Here is a 19,443-nt window from a genome sequence, read left to right as displayed (position 1 = left end):
CCATGCCGACCTCCTGCTCAGCCAGCAGGTTGAATCAGAAATCGACCCCCTAGGGAATCCCCTGTCGATTCAATCAAACCGAAATCGACTCTAGGCGCTATTTTGCACGCAGGATGAAGGGGATTTCGACCAATCCCTTGACCATCACCGCTTGCCCCCTTCGTATCGTCGGCGCCCAGCGCCATTTGCGTACGGCGCGCAGCGCTGCCTCGTCGAGACGCCGGAAGCCGCTGCTTTGGGCGACCGAAATAGCCGCGACCGAGCCATCCACATCAAGCGTGAGCGCGAGAAGCACCGTGCCCTCTTCGCGCTGGCGCCGGCTTTCTCTCGGATAGCTCGGTGGGGTTGAAGAGAGCATGTGCGCGGAAAGATCGTCCGCCTCGACCGTCGCAGGTGGCGCCGGGGGCGCGGGAGGGGCAGCGGGAGCCGGGGCCAGGGCCACCGGCACCGGCGGCGGAGGTGACGGGTCGGGCACAGCGAGCAGCGGTGAGCGCTCGACCGGGATCGGGGTCAGCGGGCGCGGAGCTGCGACCGGCGCCTGCTGCTGCTCGGGCACATCGCGCGGCGCTGCGGGCGGGGGAGGGGGCAGCGCGGCAGAGAGGTTGATCACTGCGAGCCTGGCCGCCTCGGTCTGCGCGCGGCGGTAGTTCGTCTGGAGCAGGGCCGCGAGTACTGCCGCTGCCACCATCAAAGACAGCGCCGCGGCGGGCAGATTGAGCTTGCGATCCTCGCCGTAGCGTCCGGAGGCTGCTCGCGCGCTCGGGCGGGCGAGATTGGGCCGCCCGGTCTCCCCGCTTTGCGGCAGCTCGAGCGCGTCAGGTCTCGGACCAGTGCCGGAGGAGGTTGTGGTAAACGCAAGTGAGTTGGAGGACAGCATCTTCGTCGGCTCCGTCGAGCGTGAGTTTCTGGATCGCGGTATCCATTTCGAACAGCATCCGCCGCTGCTCGTTGTCGCGCACCAGGCTCTGGATCCAGAAGAAGGAGGCAAGCCGGGCACCGCGGGTCACCGGTTCGACGCGGTGGAGGCTGTTTGCGGGATAGAGGAGGGCATCGCCCGCGGGCAGAGCGATCCCGCGCCCGCCGGGGCTCCCGCTGATGATCAGGCGGCCGCCCTCATACGCGTCCGGGTCGCTGAGGAAGAGCGTGCAGGACAGATCCGATCGCAGATGCTCGCCATTTGCAATGTGCATCACGGCACCATCGACGTGAAAGCCATATTCGCCCCCTCCCGCATAGCGATTGAAACGCGGCGGCAGAATCTTGCGCGGAAGCGCCGCGGCAAAAAAGGTCGGATTGCGCTTCAGCGCGGCAAGAACGGCGGCGCTGAGTTCAGCCTTGAGCGCAGATGTGTCGGGCAGTTGTTCGTTGTGCTTGACCTTCGCGCCCTGCGCCCCGACCGTCTCGCGCCCGTCGGTCCATTCGGCGCCCTCGAGGCGGCGGCGAAACTCCGCCACCTCATCGGCCGTCAGCACCTTCGGGATATGCAGCAGCATGGCTGAGCTCCAAATGTCTTTTCAAACGGCGAAGGCGGGGGGCAAGCCCCCCGCCAGGCCCCGGTGCCCTTCTCCCTCAAAAGCGGAAGTCGGCACTTAGCAGAAAGGTTTGCGGCTGCCCCGGGACATAGCGGTAGCCGCTCTTGTTGATCGCTGCGACATAATCTTTGTCGAACAGATTATAGGCGTTCGCACGCAGCATGATGTTATCGGTGATCGCGTAGCCGAGCATTGCATCGACGACGGTATAGCCCTCGGTGCGGGGCGGCGTGCCGACCGCGCCATCGGTGCCGCGCCGCATCCCGCTCGTGTAGCGAACGCCCCCGGCCACCTCGAGGCCAAAGGGGGTACGATAGCTGGTCCAGGAGGAGAAGCTGTCGTCGGGCGCGTAGGTGAGGCCGCTCGTGCCATCCACCGCGACGGGGTTTCCGTTTGTAACCTTCGTTTTCTGATGCGCATAGCCCGCCGAGATCGACCAGGCGTCGGTGATATTGCCGACAAGCGAGAGTTCAAGGCCCCGCACGCGCTTCGAGCCGCTCTGGATGTCGGACGGGTCCGCGGCGTTGATTTCGTTCAGCACCCTCGTCTGGAAGAGGGCTGCATTGAACGCGAGCGCGCCATCGAGAAGGTCCCACTTCAGGCCCGCCTCGATGGTTTTTGCCTTCTGGGGTGCGAAGTCGGGGTTGTTCGCATTGTCGCCGGTCGCAAGCGTGAAGGCCTCGCCGCCCGGGGGCTGCTGCGAGATTGCATAATTCACATAAAGGCTGACCGGCTCAGCGGGCTTCAAGACCGCGCCGAGCTTCCAGCTGAACAAAGTGTCCTTGGATTCAAGATCGGCGGTGGTGACGATCGACCCGAGGGGCGCGGTGCCGCAAGGCACGGCGCCGCGGCCTGTGCCGTTGTTGCAGACCGCATTGCTGAAAAAGCTTGTCTTATAGTGATCGATGCGCACGCCGCCCGTGACCAGGAGCAAGCCGCTAAAGAGCTTCGCGGTGTCGAACGCATAGAAGGCAAGGGTATTGGTCTTGCCCCGCGCCGCGGCACCATTGCGCGAATGGGTGTAGTCCCCGGTGTCGTTCCAGTCGGGACTATAAAGATTGGCGGGCGGCAGCGTACCCGCCGCGCTGTGGCTGTAGAGGATTTGCTTTTCGCCCGTAATCTCGGCGCCGATGCTGAGATTATGCTCGACTGCGCCGGTGGCAAAATCGGCCCGAAGGTTGAGCTGGTTGGTAAGGATGCGATTTCTGCTGTCGCGGATCGTCGGGTTGCCGCGCGTCATGCGATAGGCTGAAAGATCGTCAGGATTGGCGGGATCGCCACTAATATTGGCTCCCGTCGACATGAAGGCGGTCAGCAGATAATCCTGCCTTGTCTCACCGGCGCGTGCGACATTGGTCAGCCGAACGCTATCGGAAAAATCATGCTCGATGATGAGCGTTGCCATTTGCGCTGTTACATCATCGTGATCCTTGCGCGTGCCGTAAAAATTCTTCGAGTCAACCGGATGGCCCGCCAATGGCTCCAGTCCTGCCTGCGGCTGCCAGCCGGGAAGCGCAATCGTTGGAACATAGCCGTCGGGAATATTGTCCTGGTCGACATAGAGAAGGTTAAGCCAGGCGCGAGTTGAGCTGTCGAGCCCGAGGCCGAGCGAGGCGGCAAGACCAACGCGCTGATTTTCGACATGGTCGCGCCCGGCCACGTCGCTGTCCTGCCACAGGAGGTTCAGCCTGAGCGCGCTGCTGCTAAGCGCGCCCAGCGTCTGGTTGACGTCTGCCGTCACCCGCCTTTGCCCGTCAGTCCCGACCGATAGCGCGCCCGAAAGAGCGCTTTCCAGCGACGCACGCTTGCTGACCATGTTGATCGCGCCCGTGGGGGAGGTGCGGCCATTGTCCGTACCCGCCGGTCCCTTTGCGACCTCGACCGCGTCGGTATTGAAGACATCGCGCGAGATTGCGCCAAGATCGCGGATCCCGTCGACGAAGATGCTGCTCGACGTATCGAAGCCGCGCATGCGAACCGAATCGCCGCTCGTCGTGTTGCCATTTTCACCGGCGTAGAAGGTGCCGACGCCCGGGCTGTTGCGCAGCACCTCGCTCAGCGTCGTCGCGCCCTGTTCGGTGAACAATTGCTTGTCGATGATCTGGATGGTCTGGGGCGTGTCGCGCAGTGGCTGGGTGAATTTGGGGGAAGACGGCCTGTCGACCTTGTAGCCATCCTCGGCGATTGCGGTGTCGATGACCGTGACGCCGCCGAGGACCGGCTGTTTTGTCTGCTGTTCGCTCTCCTGCGCCGCTGCGGGAGAGGCCGCAAAACCAAAGCAGCTCAGCGCCAGATAGGCAGGCGCGGCCGCTGACATGGTTTCGCGCAAACGCAAGATTGACATTTATTTCCCCTTTTTTCGAGAGTTTCATGGAGCCGTGCCGCCGCTATTGCGAATCGCTCGCAGAGTCAATGAGATTGCGAATCGTTCGCGATATTGTCGCAATGCCTGAATCGGTCGTTCAGCGGCTGCGCTCGAGCCACCAGCTTTGGCGCCAGCCATATTGGCTCGCGACAGGCACTCCGCGGCCGTTCGTCGCCGGCTTGAAGCGGAAACGCTCCTCGATAAGGCGGCAGGTTGTCGCATCGAGCAAGGGATCGCCGCTCGAACGCGAAACACGGCAGCCGCTAACCTGCCCGGACGGCTCGATCGTGAAGCGCACCTCGACCTCGCCCCCGACCTTGGCGCGCGCCGCGGGCCTTGGATAATCCTTGTCGCGGATCGTACCGCTGACCCACACGGGACGCGTTCCGCCGCCGGTGCCGCTGCCAGACCCGCCCGCGCCGCTTCCCTCCCCGCGTCCGCCTGCACCCGATCCCGCGCCGGGTTCCGCCGCTGCCCCCGCCGAGGCATCGCTGCCCGTCCCGGGGGCCGGCGCGGCGGGGACGGTCGGTTTTACGGGTGGCAGCTTGGGCTCGGGCGCCGCGATCGGGGCCGCCTTGGCCTTCTCGTTCGGCTCGCCGGCCTTGCCGCTTGCCACCTCGTCGAAGCGAGGCTTGAGCGGCGGCTCTTCACGCGGCTGCGGCGCCGGAATCGAGATCGCGCTGATTGCGGCATCGGCAATTCGCACGACCGAGAGATCGAGCCCCCTCAACAGAGCCATTCCGACGGCCGCGACAACGAGCAGAGTGCTGCTTGCCGCAACCCAGCGCTGCCGTGCCGATATCTGACCGCTGTAGCTCATTATTCCATCCCGGCGGCCGAGCGCCTCGGGAGGAAATTACAGAAATTCGTCTAGCGTGGACATGAACCGTTCGAACTGGTCGTGATGGAGCCAGTGGCCGGCATTTTCGAATTCGATCACCTTGGCATTGCGAAAATGGACGAGCCGGCCGTCCTTTTCCGGGTTCGAGGCCCAGCTGTCGGCGCCGTAGAGCAGCAATGTGGGGCAGGTGATCGCCGACCACAGCGCCTCAATATCGGCTTGCGGCATGTCGAACACCGACCAGACGTTGAGGTAATTGTCGAACTTCCAGCTCCAGCTGCCATCCTCGTTGCGGTTGATTCCCTGAACGGTGAGGTGGCGCGCCTGCTCCGGGGTCAGATAGGCATTTTCTGCCATCATCCGGGCGAGGGCGTCGTCGAGCGTCGCATAACGCTTGGGGATCCTGCCGGCCGCTGCGCGCTTGTCCTCGATCCACTTGCGGAAGCGATCGGCAACCGGCACCGCCGCGCGCTTTGCGCGCTCCTTGGGGGAGGGCCCAAGACCTTCGATCGCGACGATCTTGCGGACATGGTCGGGGTAAAGACCCGTGTATCGCAGCGCGATATTGCCGCCCATCGAATGGGCGACAATCGTGACAGGGGCGAGGTCGAGCTGATGGATGAGCTGCGCGAGGTCATAGACGAAGGCGTCCATGTCGTAATTGGCGTCGGGCGACCAGGCGCTGTCGCCGTGGCCTCGAAGGTCGGGTGCGATAATATGATATCGCTCTGCGAGCTTCTCAGCGACCCAGTCCCAGCTTCGGCAATGGTCACGTCCGCCGTGTACGAGCAGCAGCGGCGGAGCGCCTTCATTTCCCCAATCGACATAGTGCAGCTTGAGGCGCTGCGAAATGAAGCTGTTGGAGGTGGGACCTCTTGCCATCGGTTCGTCCTTGCTGTCTGGTTGGGTTTCAAAAGGCGACCGAACCCGATCCGTCAACCCCGGATCGGGCGCTTCAGGGAGATAGCAGCATGACCAGTTTTCGCGACAATCTGTTCGAGGGCAAGACGGCGTTCGTCGCCGGCGGGACGAGCGGGATCAACCTCGGCATCGCCAAGCGCTTTGCGCAATTGGGGGCGAAAGTCGCGGTTGCGGGCCGCGACCCTGACAAGGCTCAGCGCGCCGCCGCGGAAATCGGCCATGATGCGATCGGCCTCTCGGGCGACGTGCGCGATTACGACGCGATTCGCGGCGTGATGGAGACGGTCGCGGGCAAGCTCGGCGCGATGGACTTCGTCATTTCTGGCGCGGCGGGCAATTTTCTCGCCCCCGTGCTGGGCATGTCGGCGAACGCCTTTCGCACCGTTGTCGACATCGACCTCAACGGCACCTTCAACGTCTTTCGCGGCTGCCACGATCTGCTCAGCCGCCCGGGCGCCTCGCTGATCGCGATCACGGCGGGGCAGGCGGTCAACGCGTCGGCGCTTCAGGCGCACGCCTGCGCCGCGAAGGCGGGGATCAACCAGCTGATCCGCGTGCTCGCACTCGAATGGGGGCCCGATGTGCGCATCAACGGCATCTCGCCTGGCCCGATCGCCGATACCGAGGGTATGAAACGTCTGGCGCCCGATGCTGCCACGCGCGAGGCGCATTATGCCCGGATCGCGATGAAGCGTTGGGGCCGGATCGAGGAAGTCGCCGAATCGGCCGTGTTCCTCTGCTCGCCTGCCGCCGCCTACATCACGGGGACGATCCTCGACTGCGACGGTGGCAGCCAGATCGGCGACGCGTCGCGCGGGGACCCTGCGCGCGGCATGGCTTGATCGGGCCCGAGGGCGATGAAACGCAAAAACGCCGCCAACCCCTCAAGGGTCGGCGGCGCTTTGAATGGTGGGCGTGGCAAGGATTGAACTTGCGACCCCTGCGATGTCAACACAGTGCTCTACCACTGAGCTACACGCCCATCCCTTGGGGTGACGCGCCCCCTAATCACCTCGACGCGGCTTGGCAAGCCCTTCGCACGTCGAGGCGGTGTTATTGTTGGCTTGACCGGTCGGCGCGGCCGAAGAGATTGTCGACTTCGCGTACCAGATCCTTGAGGTGAAACGGTTTCGACAGCAGTTTCGCTTGCGGGACATTTTCCTCGGCGCGCAGCGAGACCGCAGCGAAACCGGTGATGAACATCACCTGCGTCTGCGGGGCGGCTTTCGCAGTATGCTGCGCAAGCTCGATTCCGTCCATCTCGGGCATGACGATGTCGGAGAGCAGCAGGTCGAACGTGCCCGAATCGATGTAAGGCACCGCCTCGGTGCCGCGATCGACCGCGGTGACGTGATACCCGGCGCTGGTCAGCGCGCGCGCGAGATATTCGCGCATCACGTCATCGTCCTCGGCGAGCAAGATGCGAATCATGTGAACTTCATGCCCCTGGTCCCGTGCTGCCGCCCTTTGGGGCGAAGCCTTCTAATGACGGCCGATATAGCGCGAGAGATTTAACAAATTGACCCTGCGCGGCTGGATTTGGGCGCGCTTTTTTGGCACCCCTCATTTCCATGCCGCGCCGCTCCATCCCGCCGCCTTCTATCGCTGTCAACCGCCCCGCGGCGGATGGAAGCGTGATCGTGTCGGTTCCGCATGCCGGGCGCATTTATCCTCCCGAAATACTGGCCGCGACGCGGGTGCCGCGCGAACAGCTTGAGCGGCTCGAGGATAGCTGGTGCGACACGATTGCTGCGCGGGCCTGCGAGGCAGGGGCCGTGGTTGTCGAAGCCCTCTGGGCGCGCGCCGTTGCAGACTGCAACCGCGGCGAAGGACAGATGGCACCGGGCGAGGTCGACGCATCGCTGCACACGCAATTTTCGGCTCCCGGACGCAAGGAACGCGCCGGCCTTGGCGTTATCCCGACTCGGCTTGCCGGTTGCGGCCCGCTTTGGCGTCGTCCCATTGATCGCGCAGCGCTGCACTGGCGCCTTGAGTCTTTTCACCGGCCCTATCATGCCGCGCTCGCGGAGGAACTGGCGGCCGCGCGGCATCGGTCCGGTCGCGCGGTCCTCATCGATCTTCATAGCATGCCGCCCATCCCCGGGGGCCAGCCGGGGCACGGCGCGCAGATTGTTGTCGGCGACAGGTTCGGGACAACGGCTGCCGCCGGGCTTGTCGATCTGGTGATGGAAGCGGCGAGGGGACTGGGTGTGCCCGCGGTACGCAACCAGCCCTATGCGGGCGGCCATATTGTCAGGACGCACGGGAAGCCCGAGCGCGGCGTCCACGCCATTCAGATCGAGATCGACCGGAGCCTTTACCTCGCCTCCGACCGTTTGCCGGATCGCGCCCGGGCCGCTCGGCTTGCCGACTGGTTCGCTCATCTGGCAGCGCGGCTCGCCGCGGCGGGCGACGATTCGCTCCCGCTCGCGGCTGAATAAAAAACCACCTCGTACCAGGGTACGAGGTGGCCAGGGTCCAGGGAGGACGCACCCGCGTCATGCGACGGGGCACTCGCCGTAATGGAAAGGGGGTAAACCAGAACGGCGTGACACCAATCTAGGTGTTCCGCACGCAGGTTACAAGAGCGGTGATTGCAGATGGAAACTGGTCGGGGAGAGAGGATTCGAACCTCCGGCCCCTGCCTCCCGAAGACAGTGCTCTACCAGGCTGAGCTACTCCCCGACCGATCCTGCGCTGGCGGACCAGCGCGAAGGCAGGGCGGTCCTCTAGACGCGCGTTTCGTGAACTTCAAGCGCCAATCAGCACATTGCGCGCGATTGCCGGTTCAAGGTGCGAAGAGGGGCGCAAAAGCCAAACGCGCGGCACGCCCAATCCATAAGGAACGCCGGGGTGAAGCTGATCTGGAAGAGACGGGTGCCCGCGAAAGCTTGCCGCCCAGGCGCGCGGGCCTTAGCAACGATGCGCAACCCGGGAGCGATTCTTGCCTGATTCCGTTCATTATGAGCTTCAGTATCTCGACCTGATGCGGCGGATCTGGAGCGAAGGCGACGAGCGCGTCGATCGCACCGGGGTCGGCACGCGGTCGCTGTTTGGCGAAACGATGCGATTCTCGCTCGCTGACGATGCCATTCCGCTGCTGACGACCAAGCGCGTCTATTGGAAAACCGCGCTGCGCGAGCTTTTGTGGTTCCTCACCGGAAACACAAACATACGTCCGCTCGTTGCCCAGGGCGTGCGGATCTGGACCGACTGGCCGCTCGAGCGCTACCGCCGGGAAAGCGGCGAGGCAATCAGTGCGGCGGAATTCGAGGCGCGCATTCTCGCCGACGAGGATTTCGCCGCGACCTGGGGCGACCTGGGGCCGGTCTATGGGCATCAGTGGGTCGATTGGCCGCGCTATGAGCCCGTGGAAGGCGGGCTCTATCGGCGCGCCGCGCGGGGGCATAACCAAATTGCGGCGCTCGTCGAAGGTCTGCGTAACAGTCCGGGGTCGCGGCGCCATATCTTTACCGGCTGGAACGTCGCCGATCTCGACCGGATGGCGCTGCCGCCCTGCCACATGACATACCAGTTTCACGTTCGCAGCGACGGCGGGCTCTCGTGTCTGCTCTTCCAGCGTTCGTGCGATCTGGGCCTTGGTTTTGCCTTCAACATCTTCGAGGCGGCGCTGCTGACGCGGATGATCGCTCAGCAATGCGACCTTCACGCGCGGGAACTGGTGTGGACGGGGGGCGACGTGCACCTCTACCTCAATCACGCCGACCTCGTCGAAGCGCAGCTTGGGCGCGTTCCAGGCGGCGCGCCGAAGCTGCGGATCCTGCGGCGCGCGGAGACTATTTTCGATTACCGATTTGAAGATTTCGAGGTCGAGCATTATGCACCGCAGGCCCATATTCCGGCCCCCGTGGCGGTCTGAGGCGCGGCCATTGCATTGGCGCAAGGAAAGCAATAATATGTCGCCAAATTGAAATATAAGGGCGCAGCGATTCGCGCCTCGAAGGGACGAAGCTATGCCCAAGACGCCCCCCGAGCGGAGAGAGGGGAGCCAGCCAGCGAGCAATTTGCCGCCATTGTCGCTCCACATTCCCGAACCGCGCTACCGCCCTGGCGACACGCCTGATTTCGGCGATATCGACATCCCCGCGGTCGAGGCGACCCCGCGCCCAGGTGAAGCGACCAAGCCCGAAGCAATGCGCCACCTTTGCTACGGACTCGTGCGGGTGCTCGACTTCGATGGCGAAGCGAAGGGACTGTGGAACCCCAACCTCGCACCCGACCGGCTGCGTTCGATGCTGCGCACGATGGTGCTGCTGCGCGCGTTCGACGACCGCATGTTCAGAGCCCAGCGCCAGGGCAAGACGAGCTTTTACATGAAGTCGACCGGCGAAGAGGCGACCTCGGTCGCCTCGACGATGGCGATCGACCGGACCGACATGGTGTTTCCAAGCTATCGTCAGCAGGGGATACTGATCGCGCGCGACTATCCGCTGATTCAGATGATGAACCAGATTTATTCAAATCGCGGCGATCATCTGCTCGGGCGGCAACTGCCGATCATGTACTCAGCGCCCGAGCACGGATTTTTCAGCGTTTCTGGCAATCTCGCCACCCAATATCCACAAGCCGTGGGCTGGGCGATGGCGTCGGCATCGAAGGGCGACACCCGAATCGCGACCGCCTGGTGCGGTGAGGGCTCGTCGGCCGAGGGCGACTTTCATTCAGCGCTCACCTTCGCCACTGTTTATAATGCCCCCGTCATCTTCAACGTCGTCAACAACCAATGGGCGATCTCGAGCTTTTCCGGCTTTGCCGGAGGAGAGCGGACCACCTTTGCCGCGCGTGCCGTGGGCTATGGTATCGCCGGCTTGCGCGTCGATGGGAATGACCCGCTCGCGGTATATGCCGCAACCCAGTGGGCCGCGGACCGGGCGCGGACCAATAATGGCCCGACTTTGATCGAGCATTTTACCTATCGCGCCGAGGGGCACAGTACCTCCGACGACCCGAGTGCCTATCGCGCGGCGCAGGAAGCGCGCGCGTGGCCGTTCGGCGATCCGATCGCGCGGCTTCGCCAGCATCTCGAGCGCCTCGGCGAATGGGACGCCGAGCGTCACGAAGCGCAGGCGAAGGAGCTCGACGAGCTCGTCAAGACGACGCAGAAGCAGGCAGAGAAACTCGGTATTTTGGGTCACGGCATGCATCAGCCGTTCGAAACGATGTTTGAGGATGTGTTCGAGGAGATGCCCTGGCACCTCAAGGAACAATGCGCGCAGATGCTTGCCGAGCAGGAAGCGAAGTTCGGCCCCGACTGGAAGCCCGAATAATGGCGGACGACACCAAGACCATGAACATGATCGAGGCGATCAACAGTGCGATGGACGTCATGCTGGGGCGCGACGACAAGGTTGTCGTGCTGGGCGAGGACGTCGGCTATTTCGGCGGTGTGTTTCGCGCGACCGCTGGATTGCAGAAAAAGCACGGAAAAACACGGGTTTTCGACACGCCGATCAACGAATGCGGCATCATCGGTGTGGCGGTCGGCATGGGGGCTTATGGGCTGCGCCCGGTGCCCGAAATCCAGTTTGCCGATTATATCTATCCTGGTCTCGACCAACTCGTGAGCGAGGCGGCGAGGCTGCGCTACCGCTCCGCGAATGACTTTATCTGTCCCATGACCGTGCGAACGCCGTTCGGCGGCGGCATCTTCGGCGGTCAGACGCACAGCCAGTCGCCCGAGAGCATCATGACGCATATCTGCGGCGTGAAGACCGTGATCCCCTCGAACCCCTACGACGCCAAGGGGCTGCTGATCGCTGCGATCGAGGACAATGATCCTGTCGTGTTTCTCGAGCCGAAGCGCATCTACAACGGCCCGTTCAGCGGCTATTATGACCGTCCGGTCGAACCCTGGTCGAAGCATGCGGCAAGCGCGGTGCCCGAGGGCTATTACCGCATCGACCTTGGCAAGGCTGCGACCGTCCGCGAGGGCGAGGCGGTCACCGTACTTGCCTATGGCACGATGGTTCATGTGGCCAAGACGATCATTGACGAAATGGGCGCCGACGCTGAAATCCTAGACCTGCGCACGCTGCTCCCGCTCGATATCGAGGCGATCGAGGCTTCGGTAAAGAAGACCGGTCGCTGCCTCATTATTCACGAAGCGACACGGACCTCGGGCTTCGGCGCTGAACTTGCGGCCCTTGTGCAGGAACGCTGCTTCTATCACCTCGAAGCGCCGGTCGAGCGCGTTACGGGCTTCGACACGCCCTACCCGCACAGCCTCGAATGGGCCTATTTTCCGGGCCCCGTCCGTATCGCAACAGCGCTGAGCAAGATTTTGAAGGACTGACGTCATGGCCCGCTACTCATTCCGTCTGCCCGACATCGGCGAAGGCATTGCCGAGGCCGAGATTGTCGCCTGGCACGTGCGTGTCGGCGATCGCATCGAGGAAGATGCTCAGCTCGCCGACATGATGACCGACAAGGCGACCGTCGAAATGGAATCGCCGGTCTCGGGAACGGTGGTGGAAATTGCCGGCGAGGTCGGCGATCTCATTGCGATCGGCTCGACGCTTGCGGTGATCGAGACCGACGGGGATGTGGACGAGGTTCGCGAGGAGGAAGCGCAAGAGGTTGCGGCGGAAACGCCGGGAGCAGAAGAGGTGTCCGAGGCCGAGACTGCAAAGGCTGCACCCGAGCCGGTGCGCGCCGAGCCTGCCGAAATGCCCGCCCCTGTTCCTCGCGCGACGGAAGCTGCAGCGCCAGCCGCAAAGAGCGCAGGGCCTGGAAAGCCCGTGCTCGCATCTCCCGCGGTTCGCGCGCGCGCCAAGGATTTGGGCATCGACCTTTCGCAGGTTCACAGCGATGGCGAGCGGATCCGTCATTCGGACCTCGATGCATTCCTGCGCTACAATAGCGGCGAGGGCTATCACGCGCCGGGCGCGAGCCCCGCGCGCGCTGACGAGCCGATCAAGGTGATCGGGATGCGCCGCAAGATTGCGGAAAATATGGCGGCGTCGAAGCGCGCGATCCCCCATTTCACCTATGTCGAGGAAATGGACGTGACGGCGCTTGAAGAGATGCGCGCCGACCTCAATGCCAATCGCGGCGAGCGCCCCAAGCTGACGATGCTGCCTTTCCTGATCGTCGCTATTTGCCGCACGATCCCGCAGTTTCCGATGATCAATGCGCGCTACGATGATGAGGCAGGCGTGGTGACGCGCCACGGCGCGGTGCACCTCGGCATGGCCACGCAGACCGATGCCGGGCTCATGGTGCCCGTGATCCGCGACGCGCAGGACAAGAATGTCTGGCAGCTTGCCGCCGAAATCAGCCGCCTTGCCGAAGCAGCCCGTACAGGCAAGGCGACGCCCGCGGAGCTAACGGGCGGAACGCTCACAGTGACCTCGCTCGGGCCGCTCGGCGGCATCGCGACAACGCCGGTCATCAATCGGCCGGAGGTCGCGATCATCGGCCCCAACAAGATCGTCGAGCGCCCCGTTTTCGACGGTGACGACATCCGCCGCGCCAAGCTGATGAACCTGTCTATCAGCTGCGATCACCGTGTCGTCGATGGCTGGGACGCTGCAAGCTATGTGCAGGCGCTCAAGAAGTTTATTGAAACGCCGGTGCTCTTGTTCGCCGATTGATGGCGGGCGACGCGAAGCGCGATCGCCTCGCGCCTGTATTTAGCGGACCACGCCCCGGAACATGAGCTTGCCCGAGCCTCCTGCGGGTACCGGCTTTTGAATCGCCCAGCGAAGATGTGTGACGTCGGCGGGCTGTGCGGGGCGGCGCGTACCGTCAGCAAGCGCGACGGTCATTTCACCCAGCCGGCCCCAGCTGCGTCCGCCATCGACGGACACGAGGGCGCCCTTGTCTCCGGCATCCGCGTATCGCACCGCGGCGGGAAGGGGATTGGTGATGACGAAGCGGTCCGCCGCGCGCTCACTGGCGTTGCGGTAATGGAGGACGAACACGAGCCTGTCGCCGGGCGCGACCGCTTTCGGTTCTTCGAGCAGGATACGCGTTCTTCCCGCGCCGTCTCTCGTCACACGCTCGACGAAGATATTATTGTCGAGCGCGATCTGGTCTGAAGCCAGCGCCTCAGGCGGTGCGAGCGCCGCGCAGGCAATAAGGGCGGCTGTCCGCATCACGAGCTGGCGAGGCCGCAGGGGAGAGGCGAAGACGCGCGTCCGGCTCTCGCCGGCGGCATGCACGAAAGGCAGGAAGGCTGGAATGATCGCGTCTCCGGAGGCTGATCCCAAGGCAGGTCTTGGAACCGAAAGGGAAATTAATGGTTAACATCGCAGTTACTTTGTTGACCGGCCCGGAGGGGCCGGCCAGCACCCGGCTGGCGCGGCGAGCAAAGCTCGCGTAAGAAGAGGCGATTGACCGGGAGACAGGAAAAGTGGCGGACGACGGGGGGAAAAGGGAGGCTCGCGGCCCTCGCGCCAATCCCCTGCATCAGATAGAAGTCGATGATCTTCGTCGCGACCGGCTGCTCGCGGCCCTGACGCTGATTATCGGTGCCGCATTTTGTCTCGGTCTTCCCTTCGCGCTTCAGGCGGGCGCAGAGTTTTTCCTGCCTCTGACCGCAGCGATCGTGATCGCGATCGCGCTCGTTCCGGTGCTCGAGTGGCTCGAGCGGCGCGGCGTGCCCTCGGGGCTTGCATCCTTTCTGTCGCTTGCGGCCTTCCTGCTCGGGATCAACGCGGCGCTCGCGATCATCGTCGTGCCCGCGACCGGCTGGTTCACGCGGCTCCCCGAATCGATTCCCCGTATCCAGAGCAATCTCGCGCCGCTGATCGACTTTTATTCCACCTTACAGAAATTTGTCGACCGGACGCTCGCTTCGGTGGCGTCAGGCAGCGAGGCGACCGCACAAGCGATGGCGGCAACCGCGCCGACCTCGGTCGTCGATTATTTCATCTCGGCGGCGCCTTCCGCGGCGATCCAGCTCTTCTTCGCGGTCCTTGTCGTCTTCTTCTTCCTCGCGGGCTGGACGAGGCTGCGCAATGCGACGATCCGCCGCCGCGGCAGCTTTGACGGTGCAATGCAGACCGCGCGGGTCATACAGAATGTCGTCGATGCGACCGCCGATTATCTGGCGACCATCTCGATGATCAACGCCGTTCTCGGGCTCATCGTCGCGCTCTTGCTGTGGGCGCTTGGCATGCCGTCGCCCTTCATGTGGGGCGGTATCGTCGCGATTTGCAATTTCGTGCCGTATCTGGGGCCGATTGTGGCCGCGATCCTGCTCGCGCTTGGCGGACTCATGACATTCGACGCGGTCGGATTTGCGCTGCTGCCCGCCCTGATCTTCATCGGCGTCCACCTCGTCGAGGCGAATCTGATCACGCCGCTCGTGCTCGGCAGAAGGCTTACCGTCAACCCGCTGCTGATTCTCGTGTCGCTGAGCTTTTGGGGCTGGGTGTGGGGAACCCCCGGGGCGCTCCTTGCCGTGCCGCTGCTGCTCATTCTCCAGACAATATTGCATTCGACCGGAACGCCCGATTTCGCCGGATTCCTGTTCGAGCGCGGGACGCTGACCACCGTCGATGAGATGCGCGCGCGTTTAAATCGCGACGAGACCCAAAGCGACGGTTGACAGGTCGCGACGCGGCGCATATTGGCGCGGCTCCCGAGCACACGCGGGTGTAGCTCAGTTGGTTAGAGTGCCGGCCTGTCACGCCGGAGGTCGCGGGTTCGAGCCCCGTCACTCGCGCCATTTCCTGTCCTTCTGGACGAAATGGCCACCGTAGCTTGGGAGTTCATGTCATCGCGAGGCAAGGGCCGGCGGGCGCGGATTCTTAGCCGCGCCAGCGCCCCAGCTCCATCCAGCGCAGCAAGGGCTTCAGCGGCAGGATCCAGACGATACCCGCGGCGAGGTAGAAGATCGCCTGGACGAGAATCGGCCAGCCGCCGACCCACGGGGACAGGCTGACGATGACGGCGGCCCAGACTGTGATCAGCAGCAAGATCAGAAAGATGCCCGCGGGCTTGCGCCAGCTTGGTTGCTGAGGACTGGCGGGCTCTTCACTCACAAGCGGTCTCCACAGACGATCAATTCCTGCTCGGTCAGCACGGCGTCGAGCCGCGCATCGGTCGATTCGGCGGGTATGGCATCGACTTCCTGAACCGACCAGCCGACACCGATACGAATGATCTGGGGATGCGCCGCGAAATAGCGGTCATAATGCCCCCCACCCTGGCCGAGACGGCCCCCGGTCCGGTCAAAGCCGAGAAGCGGACAGAAAATGAGCGCCGGCTCGACAGGGCGTCCCTCGTCAGCAGGCTGATGCGTGCTCCACGGCCCCTTCGCCAGCGCCTCGCCCGGCGCCCAATGCCGGAAATCCATGGTCTCGCTGCGCTCGCGGTGGAAGGGAAGGACGAGGGAATAGCCTGCGAGCGCCGGGAGGATATCGGGCTCGTCGCCCCAGGCAACATAGGCTGCGACCGGTTCGCGTCCCGCGATGAGGTCGGCGAGCGACTGGGGGAGGGTGCGGAAGGCAGCGAGGCGTGCCATGCCATCCAGATTTGCAGTAAAATGCCGGCGGCGAAAGCGGAGCCGCTCACGCAGGGCCTGCTTTTGCCGGACCGCCTCGAGGGAGATGTCGGTCATCGCCGTTCCTGGCTCTTTCTATCGGCGGGTTGGCGGGACCGCCGTGGTCGTTTGCCGGAAAATCCTCTGACGCCAGTAACGTCAGGTGGGGGCCATATACGTCGGGCCAGGGCCCGGGCAGGGACAGCTCCCTTGGATGATGTATCGCCTCAGGGATATTCGCAGCGGCTCGTGCCGGGCAGTGCCCGCCGCACCCTATTTAGGGACGCGTGGTCAGCGTCTCAAGGGATTTGCTCGACTTTCGTTGCGAGCGCCTCGATCCAGTCCGCAATCTCGATCAGCGCGCGGTCGTGACGGCTCGAGGGCGGGGCGGGGACGACCGGCGCGCCCTGGCGCAGCTTTTCGAGTTCGGCAAGCGCGGCCGCCTCGCGTTCGGCAGCAGCGCGCGCTTCGGCCAGCGCCTCCTTCTCACGTAGCTGTGCGGCCTTAAGTTCATCCTTCGCTGCCGTCTCGCGGCTTTCGGCAAGCGCGACAGCAGCGCGAAGCGAATCGGTCTGGGGCGCCGCTTGTTCGACCTTTCCGCGCGCCTCCTGCGTTTCGTCGGCGAGCATGAGCGCCGCAAAGAGAAGCTGGCGAACCTCGGTGCCGCCCTGAATGCTGCGCGCCTTCTCGTCGATGACGGCAGCGAGCTGGCGAAGCCGATCCTCCTGCCCGTCGGCGCAATGAACGTCATAGGCGCGTCCGGCAATGCTGAGGCGAACGTCAGCCATGCTTCGCCTCCGCGATCAGCCGGTCGAGTTCGCCGATCACTGCTGCGACCTCGGCCTTCAACGTAGAGGATTCCGGAGGTGAGGCTGGTGCCAAGGGGGCAGGCCGCGCGGCCCGCTCGGCGAGCGCCTTCTCGATCCGGCTCAGCGCCCGTTCGATGCGGCCGATGGCGAGGCTGGATTCGTCGAGATCGAGTTCCATGGGCGAAGACGTAGCAGCGCCGCCCGGCGGGCGCAATTGCCGAGGCCGGGCCGGACAAGGCAATCGCCCCGTGCCAGCGGTCATTTGGCCTGGCCGTGCTGAACTGACCCAGGGGATGCTTCGCACAGGGTTGGGGCATCTAATGGCGGACACTGCGCCCCGACTGCGGAACGCGGTTGGGGCGCGAAACCAGCTTTTTGCGGGATTTCTTGCCGTGGGCGGTTGACTCCTGCCCGCCGCGCCGCAAAGGGCAATCGCGCACGCCAGCCCAGCCATTTCCGGGGGACGAATGACACTGCCCGAACGCCAGCTCGCCAACGCCATCCGCGCGCTTGCGATGGATGCCGTACAAGCCGCCAACAGCGGTCATCCCGGGATGCCCATGGGCATGGCCGACGTCGCGACCGTGCTCTATTCCGACTATCTGAAGTACGATCCCGCCGACCCGGCGTGGCCCGATCGCGACCGATTCGTTCTGTCGGCAGGGCATGGCTCGATGCTTGCGTATGCGACCCTGCACCTTGCAGGCTATGCGCACCCCACGATCGAAGAAATCCGCAGCTTCCGGCAGATCGGCAGTCCCTGCGCGGGGCATCCTGAGAATTTCGAGCTCGCCGGCGTTGAAACGACGACCGGGCCGCTGGGGCAGGGGCTCGCGACCGCAGTCGGCATGGCGATGGCCGAGCGGCACCTTAACGCGATCTATGGCGACGCGCTGGTCGATCATCGCACCTTTGTGATCGCGGGCGACGGCTGCTTGATGGAAGGGATCAACCATGAGGCTATCGGCCTCGCGGGGCATCTGCAACTTTCGCGGCTGGTCGTACTGTGGGACGACAACAAGATCACGATCGACGGGTCGACAGACCTCTCGACCAGCGAGGACGTCAAGGCGCGCTACGCGGCGACCGGTTGGCACGTCGAGGCATGCGACGGGCACGACCCCGCCGATATCCGCCGGGCGATCGACGCTGCGCTTGCTGACCCGCGGCCGTCGCTGATCGCGTGCAAGACGATCATTGGCTTTGGGGCGCCGAACAAGCAGGGCACGTCAGCGACGCACGGCGCAGCGCTCGGCACCGAGGAAGTGGCGGCAGCGCGCGAGACGCTCGGCTGGAGCGCCGAGCCCTTCGTGATCCCTGGCGATATTGCGGCCGCCTGGAAAGGCTTCGGGGACAGGGGCAAGGCACTCCATGCCGCTTGGAAGGACCGCCTTGCAACGAGCGAAAAGAAAAAGGATTTTGAGGCGCGCATTGCAGGCAAAGTGACGCCTGGGTCGGCCTTCAACGCCTATCTCGACGGGCTCGTCGCCGAGCCGCCGAAGGTGGCGACCCGCAAGGCGTCGGAAAATACGCTGAGCGCTCTCACCGCCGATATTGCAGCGCTCGTGGGGGGAAGCGCTGACCTTACAGGTTCGAACAATACCAAAACATCATCGACCAAACCGTTAACCAGAAACGATTATTCTGGCCGATATATCTATTATGGTATTCGCGAGTTCGGCATGGCCGCGGCGATGAACGGCATGGCCCTGCACGGCGGCATCATCCCTTATGGCGGGACATTTCTGGTCTTTTCCGACTATTGCCGCGGCGCGATCCGCTTGTCGGCGCTTCAGCGCCAGCGCGTCATCTATGTGATGACGCACGACAGCATCGGACTGGGCGAGGATGGGCCCACGCACCAGCCGATCGAGCATCTCCAGTCGCTGCGCGCGATGCCGAACCTCCTCGTCATGCGTCCGGCCGATGCGGTCGAGACTGCCGAATGCTGGGCGCTCGCGCTGGCCCAGGAGGATCGTCCGACCCTGCTCGCGCTCACCCGCCAGAATCTGCCGCCATTGCGTCATGACGTCACGGAAAATCTTTGTGCAAGAGGCGCATATCGTATCCGCGATGCCAAGGCCGAGCGCAAGGTGGTGCTGGCTGCAACCGGTTCTGAGGTGTCGCTCGCGATCGAGGTCGCCGAAAAGCTCGAGGCGGCAGGCCAGGGCGCCGACGTCGTCTCGATGGTATCGTGCGAGCTGTTCGACGAGCAGGGCGCGGCTTATCAGGCCGATATCCTGCCCGAGGATGCGCTGATCGTGTCGATCGAGGCCGGCACCACCTTCGGGTGGGAACGTTATACCGGACGCCGCGGCCTGCGCTTTGGCATCGACAGCTTCGGGGCTTCGGCGCCGATTGAAGACCTATTCAGGCATTTCGGCCTTACCGCCGATGCTATCGCTCCCCAAATCCTGAACCGGCTGGGGCAATAAGAACCCGCCGCTCCCACGCAGAAAGGACGT

The 19,443-nt window shown here is 64.1% G+C and carries 19 protein-coding genes and 3 tRNA genes; 9 read left to right on the top strand and 13 right to left on the bottom strand.

Annotated features, from left to right (window positions below):
- Positions 1-97: 97 nt before the first annotated feature.
- From B5X69_RS21425 to B5X69_RS09430, 5 genes are all read right to left on the bottom strand, one after another.
- Entirely contained in the window at positions 98-877 is a 780-nt protein-coding gene (locus B5X69_RS21425) for an energy transducer TonB (protein WP_079638449.1), read from the bottom strand.
- Entirely contained in the window at positions 816-1,493 is a 678-nt protein-coding gene (locus tag B5X69_RS09445; RefSeq protein ID WP_079638448.1) for a Fe2+-dependent dioxygenase, read from the bottom strand. Before B5X69_RS09445 ends, B5X69_RS21425 begins: the two co-directional genes overlap by 62 nt.
- A 76-nt stretch (positions 1,494-1,569) precedes the next feature.
- Entirely contained in the window at positions 1,570-3,876 is a 2,307-nt protein-coding gene (locus tag B5X69_RS09440; RefSeq protein WP_079638447.1) for a catecholate siderophore receptor Fiu, read from the bottom strand.
- A gap of 118 nt (positions 3,877-3,994) precedes the next feature.
- Positions 3,995-4,717, bottom strand: coding sequence for an energy transducer TonB (locus tag B5X69_RS09435; RefSeq protein ID WP_079638446.1), 723 nt, complete (start codon positions 4,715-4,717; stop codon positions 3,995-3,997).
- Between the two features lie 36 nt (positions 4,718-4,753).
- The gene (locus B5X69_RS09430; RefSeq protein WP_079638445.1) at positions 4,754-5,620 is read right to left on the bottom strand and encodes an alpha/beta fold hydrolase; all 867 of its coding nucleotides are present in this window, start codon (positions 5,618-5,620) and stop codon (positions 4,754-4,756) included.
- Positions 5,621-5,709: 89 nt separating this feature from the next.
- Between B5X69_RS09430 and B5X69_RS09425 the strand changes: the two genes are divergently transcribed.
- Complete coding sequence (locus tag B5X69_RS09425) at positions 5,710-6,501, top strand: SDR family oxidoreductase (RefSeq protein WP_079638444.1); 792 nt, start codon at positions 5,710-5,712, stop codon at positions 6,499-6,501.
- A gap of 65 nt (positions 6,502-6,566) precedes the next feature.
- Here the strand turns inward: B5X69_RS09425 and B5X69_RS09420 are convergent.
- Both B5X69_RS09420 and cpdR read right to left on the bottom strand, forming a co-directional pair.
- A tRNA-Val gene (locus B5X69_RS09420) sits at positions 6,567-6,641 on the bottom strand.
- 71 nt (positions 6,642-6,712) lie between these two features.
- A complete protein-coding gene (cpdR, locus tag B5X69_RS09415) occupies positions 6,713-7,090 on the bottom strand; it encodes a cell cycle two-component system response regulator CpdR (protein ID WP_053554171.1) in 378 nt (125 codons plus the stop codon).
- Positions 7,091-7,299: 209 nt separating this feature from the next.
- Between cpdR and B5X69_RS09410 the strand changes: the two genes are divergently transcribed.
- Positions 7,300-8,100, top strand: coding sequence for an N-formylglutamate amidohydrolase (locus tag B5X69_RS09410; RefSeq protein WP_139375730.1), 801 nt, complete (start codon positions 7,300-7,302; stop codon positions 8,098-8,100).
- Positions 8,101-8,267: 167 nt separating this feature from the next.
- Here B5X69_RS09410 and B5X69_RS09405 read toward each other — a convergent pair.
- Positions 8,268-8,344, bottom strand: a tRNA-Pro gene (locus tag B5X69_RS09405).
- 259 nt (positions 8,345-8,603) lie between these two features.
- Between B5X69_RS09405 and thyA the strand changes: the two genes are divergently transcribed.
- The 4 genes from thyA (at position 8,604) to B5X69_RS09385 (ending at position 13,272) form a co-directional block, all read left to right on the top strand.
- Complete coding sequence (thyA, locus tag B5X69_RS09400) at positions 8,604-9,539, top strand: thymidylate synthase (protein ID WP_281250926.1); 936 nt, start codon at positions 8,604-8,606, stop codon at positions 9,537-9,539.
- A 94-nt stretch (positions 9,540-9,633) separates the two neighbouring features.
- Positions 9,634-10,947, top strand: coding sequence for a 3-methyl-2-oxobutanoate dehydrogenase (2-methylpropanoyl-transferring) subunit alpha (locus B5X69_RS09395; RefSeq protein ID WP_079638442.1), 1,314 nt, complete (start codon positions 9,634-9,636; stop codon positions 10,945-10,947).
- A 20-nt stretch (positions 10,948-10,967) separates the two neighbouring features.
- On the top strand, positions 10,968-11,972 hold the full coding sequence (locus tag B5X69_RS09390) for an alpha-ketoacid dehydrogenase subunit beta (RefSeq protein ID WP_079638464.1): 1,005 nt from the start codon (positions 10,968-10,970) through the stop codon (positions 11,970-11,972).
- Between the two features lie 4 nt (positions 11,973-11,976).
- Entirely contained in the window at positions 11,977-13,272 is a 1,296-nt protein-coding gene (locus B5X69_RS09385; protein ID WP_079638441.1) for a dihydrolipoamide acetyltransferase family protein, read from the top strand.
- A 39-nt stretch (positions 13,273-13,311) separates the two neighbouring features.
- Here B5X69_RS09385 and B5X69_RS09380 read toward each other — a convergent pair whose 3' ends face one another.
- Positions 13,312-13,890 (bottom strand): hypothetical protein, encoded by a 579-nt coding sequence (locus tag B5X69_RS09380; RefSeq protein WP_245798683.1) that lies wholly within the window; start codon positions 13,888-13,890, stop codon positions 13,312-13,314.
- Between the two features lie 143 nt (positions 13,891-14,033).
- Here B5X69_RS09380 and B5X69_RS09375 point away from each other — a divergent pair, with 143 nt between their 5' ends.
- Together B5X69_RS09375 and B5X69_RS09370 are read left to right on the top strand one after the other, a co-directional pair.
- A complete protein-coding gene (locus B5X69_RS09375; protein WP_245798682.1) occupies positions 14,034-15,233 on the top strand; it encodes an AI-2E family transporter in 1,200 nt (399 codons plus the stop codon).
- Positions 15,234-15,276: 43 nt separating this feature from the next.
- Positions 15,277-15,353: transfer RNA gene (locus B5X69_RS09370), tRNA-Asp, on the top strand.
- Positions 15,354-15,435: 82 nt separating this feature from the next.
- Here B5X69_RS09370 and B5X69_RS09365 read toward each other — a convergent pair.
- From B5X69_RS09365 to B5X69_RS09350, 4 genes are all read right to left on the bottom strand, one after another.
- Positions 15,436-15,669, bottom strand: a complete 234-nt coding sequence (locus B5X69_RS09365; RefSeq protein ID WP_079638439.1) for a DUF2842 domain-containing protein — start codon at positions 15,667-15,669, stop codon at positions 15,436-15,438.
- A complete protein-coding gene (locus tag B5X69_RS09360; RefSeq protein WP_079638438.1) occupies positions 15,666-16,247 on the bottom strand; it encodes a 5-formyltetrahydrofolate cyclo-ligase in 582 nt (193 codons plus the stop codon). The genes B5X69_RS09365 and B5X69_RS09360 overlap by 4 nt, the downstream gene beginning before the upstream one ends.
- Positions 16,248-16,468: 221 nt before the next feature.
- Positions 16,469-16,957 carry a cell division protein ZapA gene (locus tag B5X69_RS09355; RefSeq protein ID WP_079638437.1) on the bottom strand — a complete coding sequence of 163 codons (489 nt, stop codon included), beginning with the start codon at positions 16,955-16,957 and terminating at the stop codon, positions 16,469-16,471.
- A complete protein-coding gene (locus tag B5X69_RS09350; protein WP_079638436.1) occupies positions 16,950-17,156 on the bottom strand; it encodes a hypothetical protein in 207 nt (68 codons plus the stop codon). Before B5X69_RS09350 ends, B5X69_RS09355 begins: the two co-directional genes overlap by 8 nt.
- Positions 17,157-17,445: 289 nt before the next feature.
- Between B5X69_RS09350 and tkt the strand changes: the two genes are divergently transcribed.
- Positions 17,446-19,413 carry a transketolase gene (tkt, locus tag B5X69_RS09345; RefSeq protein ID WP_079638435.1) on the top strand — a complete coding sequence of 656 codons (1,968 nt, stop codon included), beginning with the start codon at positions 17,446-17,448 and terminating at the stop codon, positions 19,411-19,413.
- Positions 19,414-19,443: the final 30 nt, after the last annotated feature.

It is taken from the genome of Sphingopyxis flava, assembly GCF_900168005.1.
Lineage (GTDB): Bacteria > Pseudomonadota > Alphaproteobacteria > Sphingomonadales > Sphingomonadaceae > Sphingopyxis > Sphingopyxis flava.
The sequence above is the reverse complement of the archived record's forward strand: the minus strand, read 5'-3'. Positions and strand labels throughout refer to the sequence as shown.

Bases quoted from the DNA above. Each gene is read 5' to 3' on its own strand.
- B5X69_RS21425 (WP_079638449.1), bottom strand. From the start codon at position 877: ATGCTGTCCTCCAACTCACTTGCGTTTACCACAACCTCCTCCGGCACT.
- B5X69_RS09445 (WP_079638448.1), bottom strand. From the start codon at position 1,493: ATGCTGCTGCATATCCCGAAGGTGCTGACGGCCGATGAGGTGGCGGAG.
- B5X69_RS09440 (WP_079638447.1), bottom strand. From the start codon at position 3,876: ATGTCAATCTTGCGTTTGCGCGAAACCATGTCAGCGGCCGCGCCTGCC.
- B5X69_RS09435 (WP_079638446.1), bottom strand. From the start codon at position 4,717: ATGAGCTACAGCGGTCAGATATCGGCACGGCAGCGCTGGGTTGCGGCA.
- B5X69_RS09430 (WP_079638445.1), bottom strand. From the start codon at position 5,620: ATGGCAAGAGGTCCCACCTCCAACAGCTTCATTTCGCAGCGCCTCAAG.
- B5X69_RS09425 (WP_079638444.1), top strand. From the start codon at position 5,710: ATGACCAGTTTTCGCGACAATCTGTTCGAGGGCAAGACGGCGTTCGTC.
- cpdR (WP_053554171.1), bottom strand. From the start codon at position 7,090: ATGATTCGCATCTTGCTCGCCGAGGACGATGACGTGATGCGCGAATAT.
- B5X69_RS09395 (WP_079638442.1), top strand. From the start codon at position 9,634: ATGCCCAAGACGCCCCCCGAGCGGAGAGAGGGGAGCCAGCCAGCGAGC.
- B5X69_RS09390 (WP_079638464.1), top strand. From the start codon at position 10,968: ATGAACATGATCGAGGCGATCAACAGTGCGATGGACGTCATGCTGGGG.
- B5X69_RS09385 (WP_079638441.1), top strand. From the start codon at position 11,977: ATGGCCCGCTACTCATTCCGTCTGCCCGACATCGGCGAAGGCATTGCC.
- B5X69_RS09360 (WP_079638438.1), bottom strand. From the start codon at position 16,247: ATGACCGACATCTCCCTCGAGGCGGTCCGGCAAAAGCAGGCCCTGCGT.
- B5X69_RS09355 (WP_079638437.1), bottom strand. From the start codon at position 16,957: ATGGCTGACGTTCGCCTCAGCATTGCCGGACGCGCCTATGACGTTCAT.
- B5X69_RS09350 (WP_079638436.1), bottom strand. From the start codon at position 17,156: ATGGAACTCGATCTCGACGAATCCAGCCTCGCCATCGGCCGCATCGAA.
- tkt (WP_079638435.1), top strand. From the start codon at position 17,446: ATGACACTGCCCGAACGCCAGCTCGCCAACGCCATCCGCGCGCTTGCG.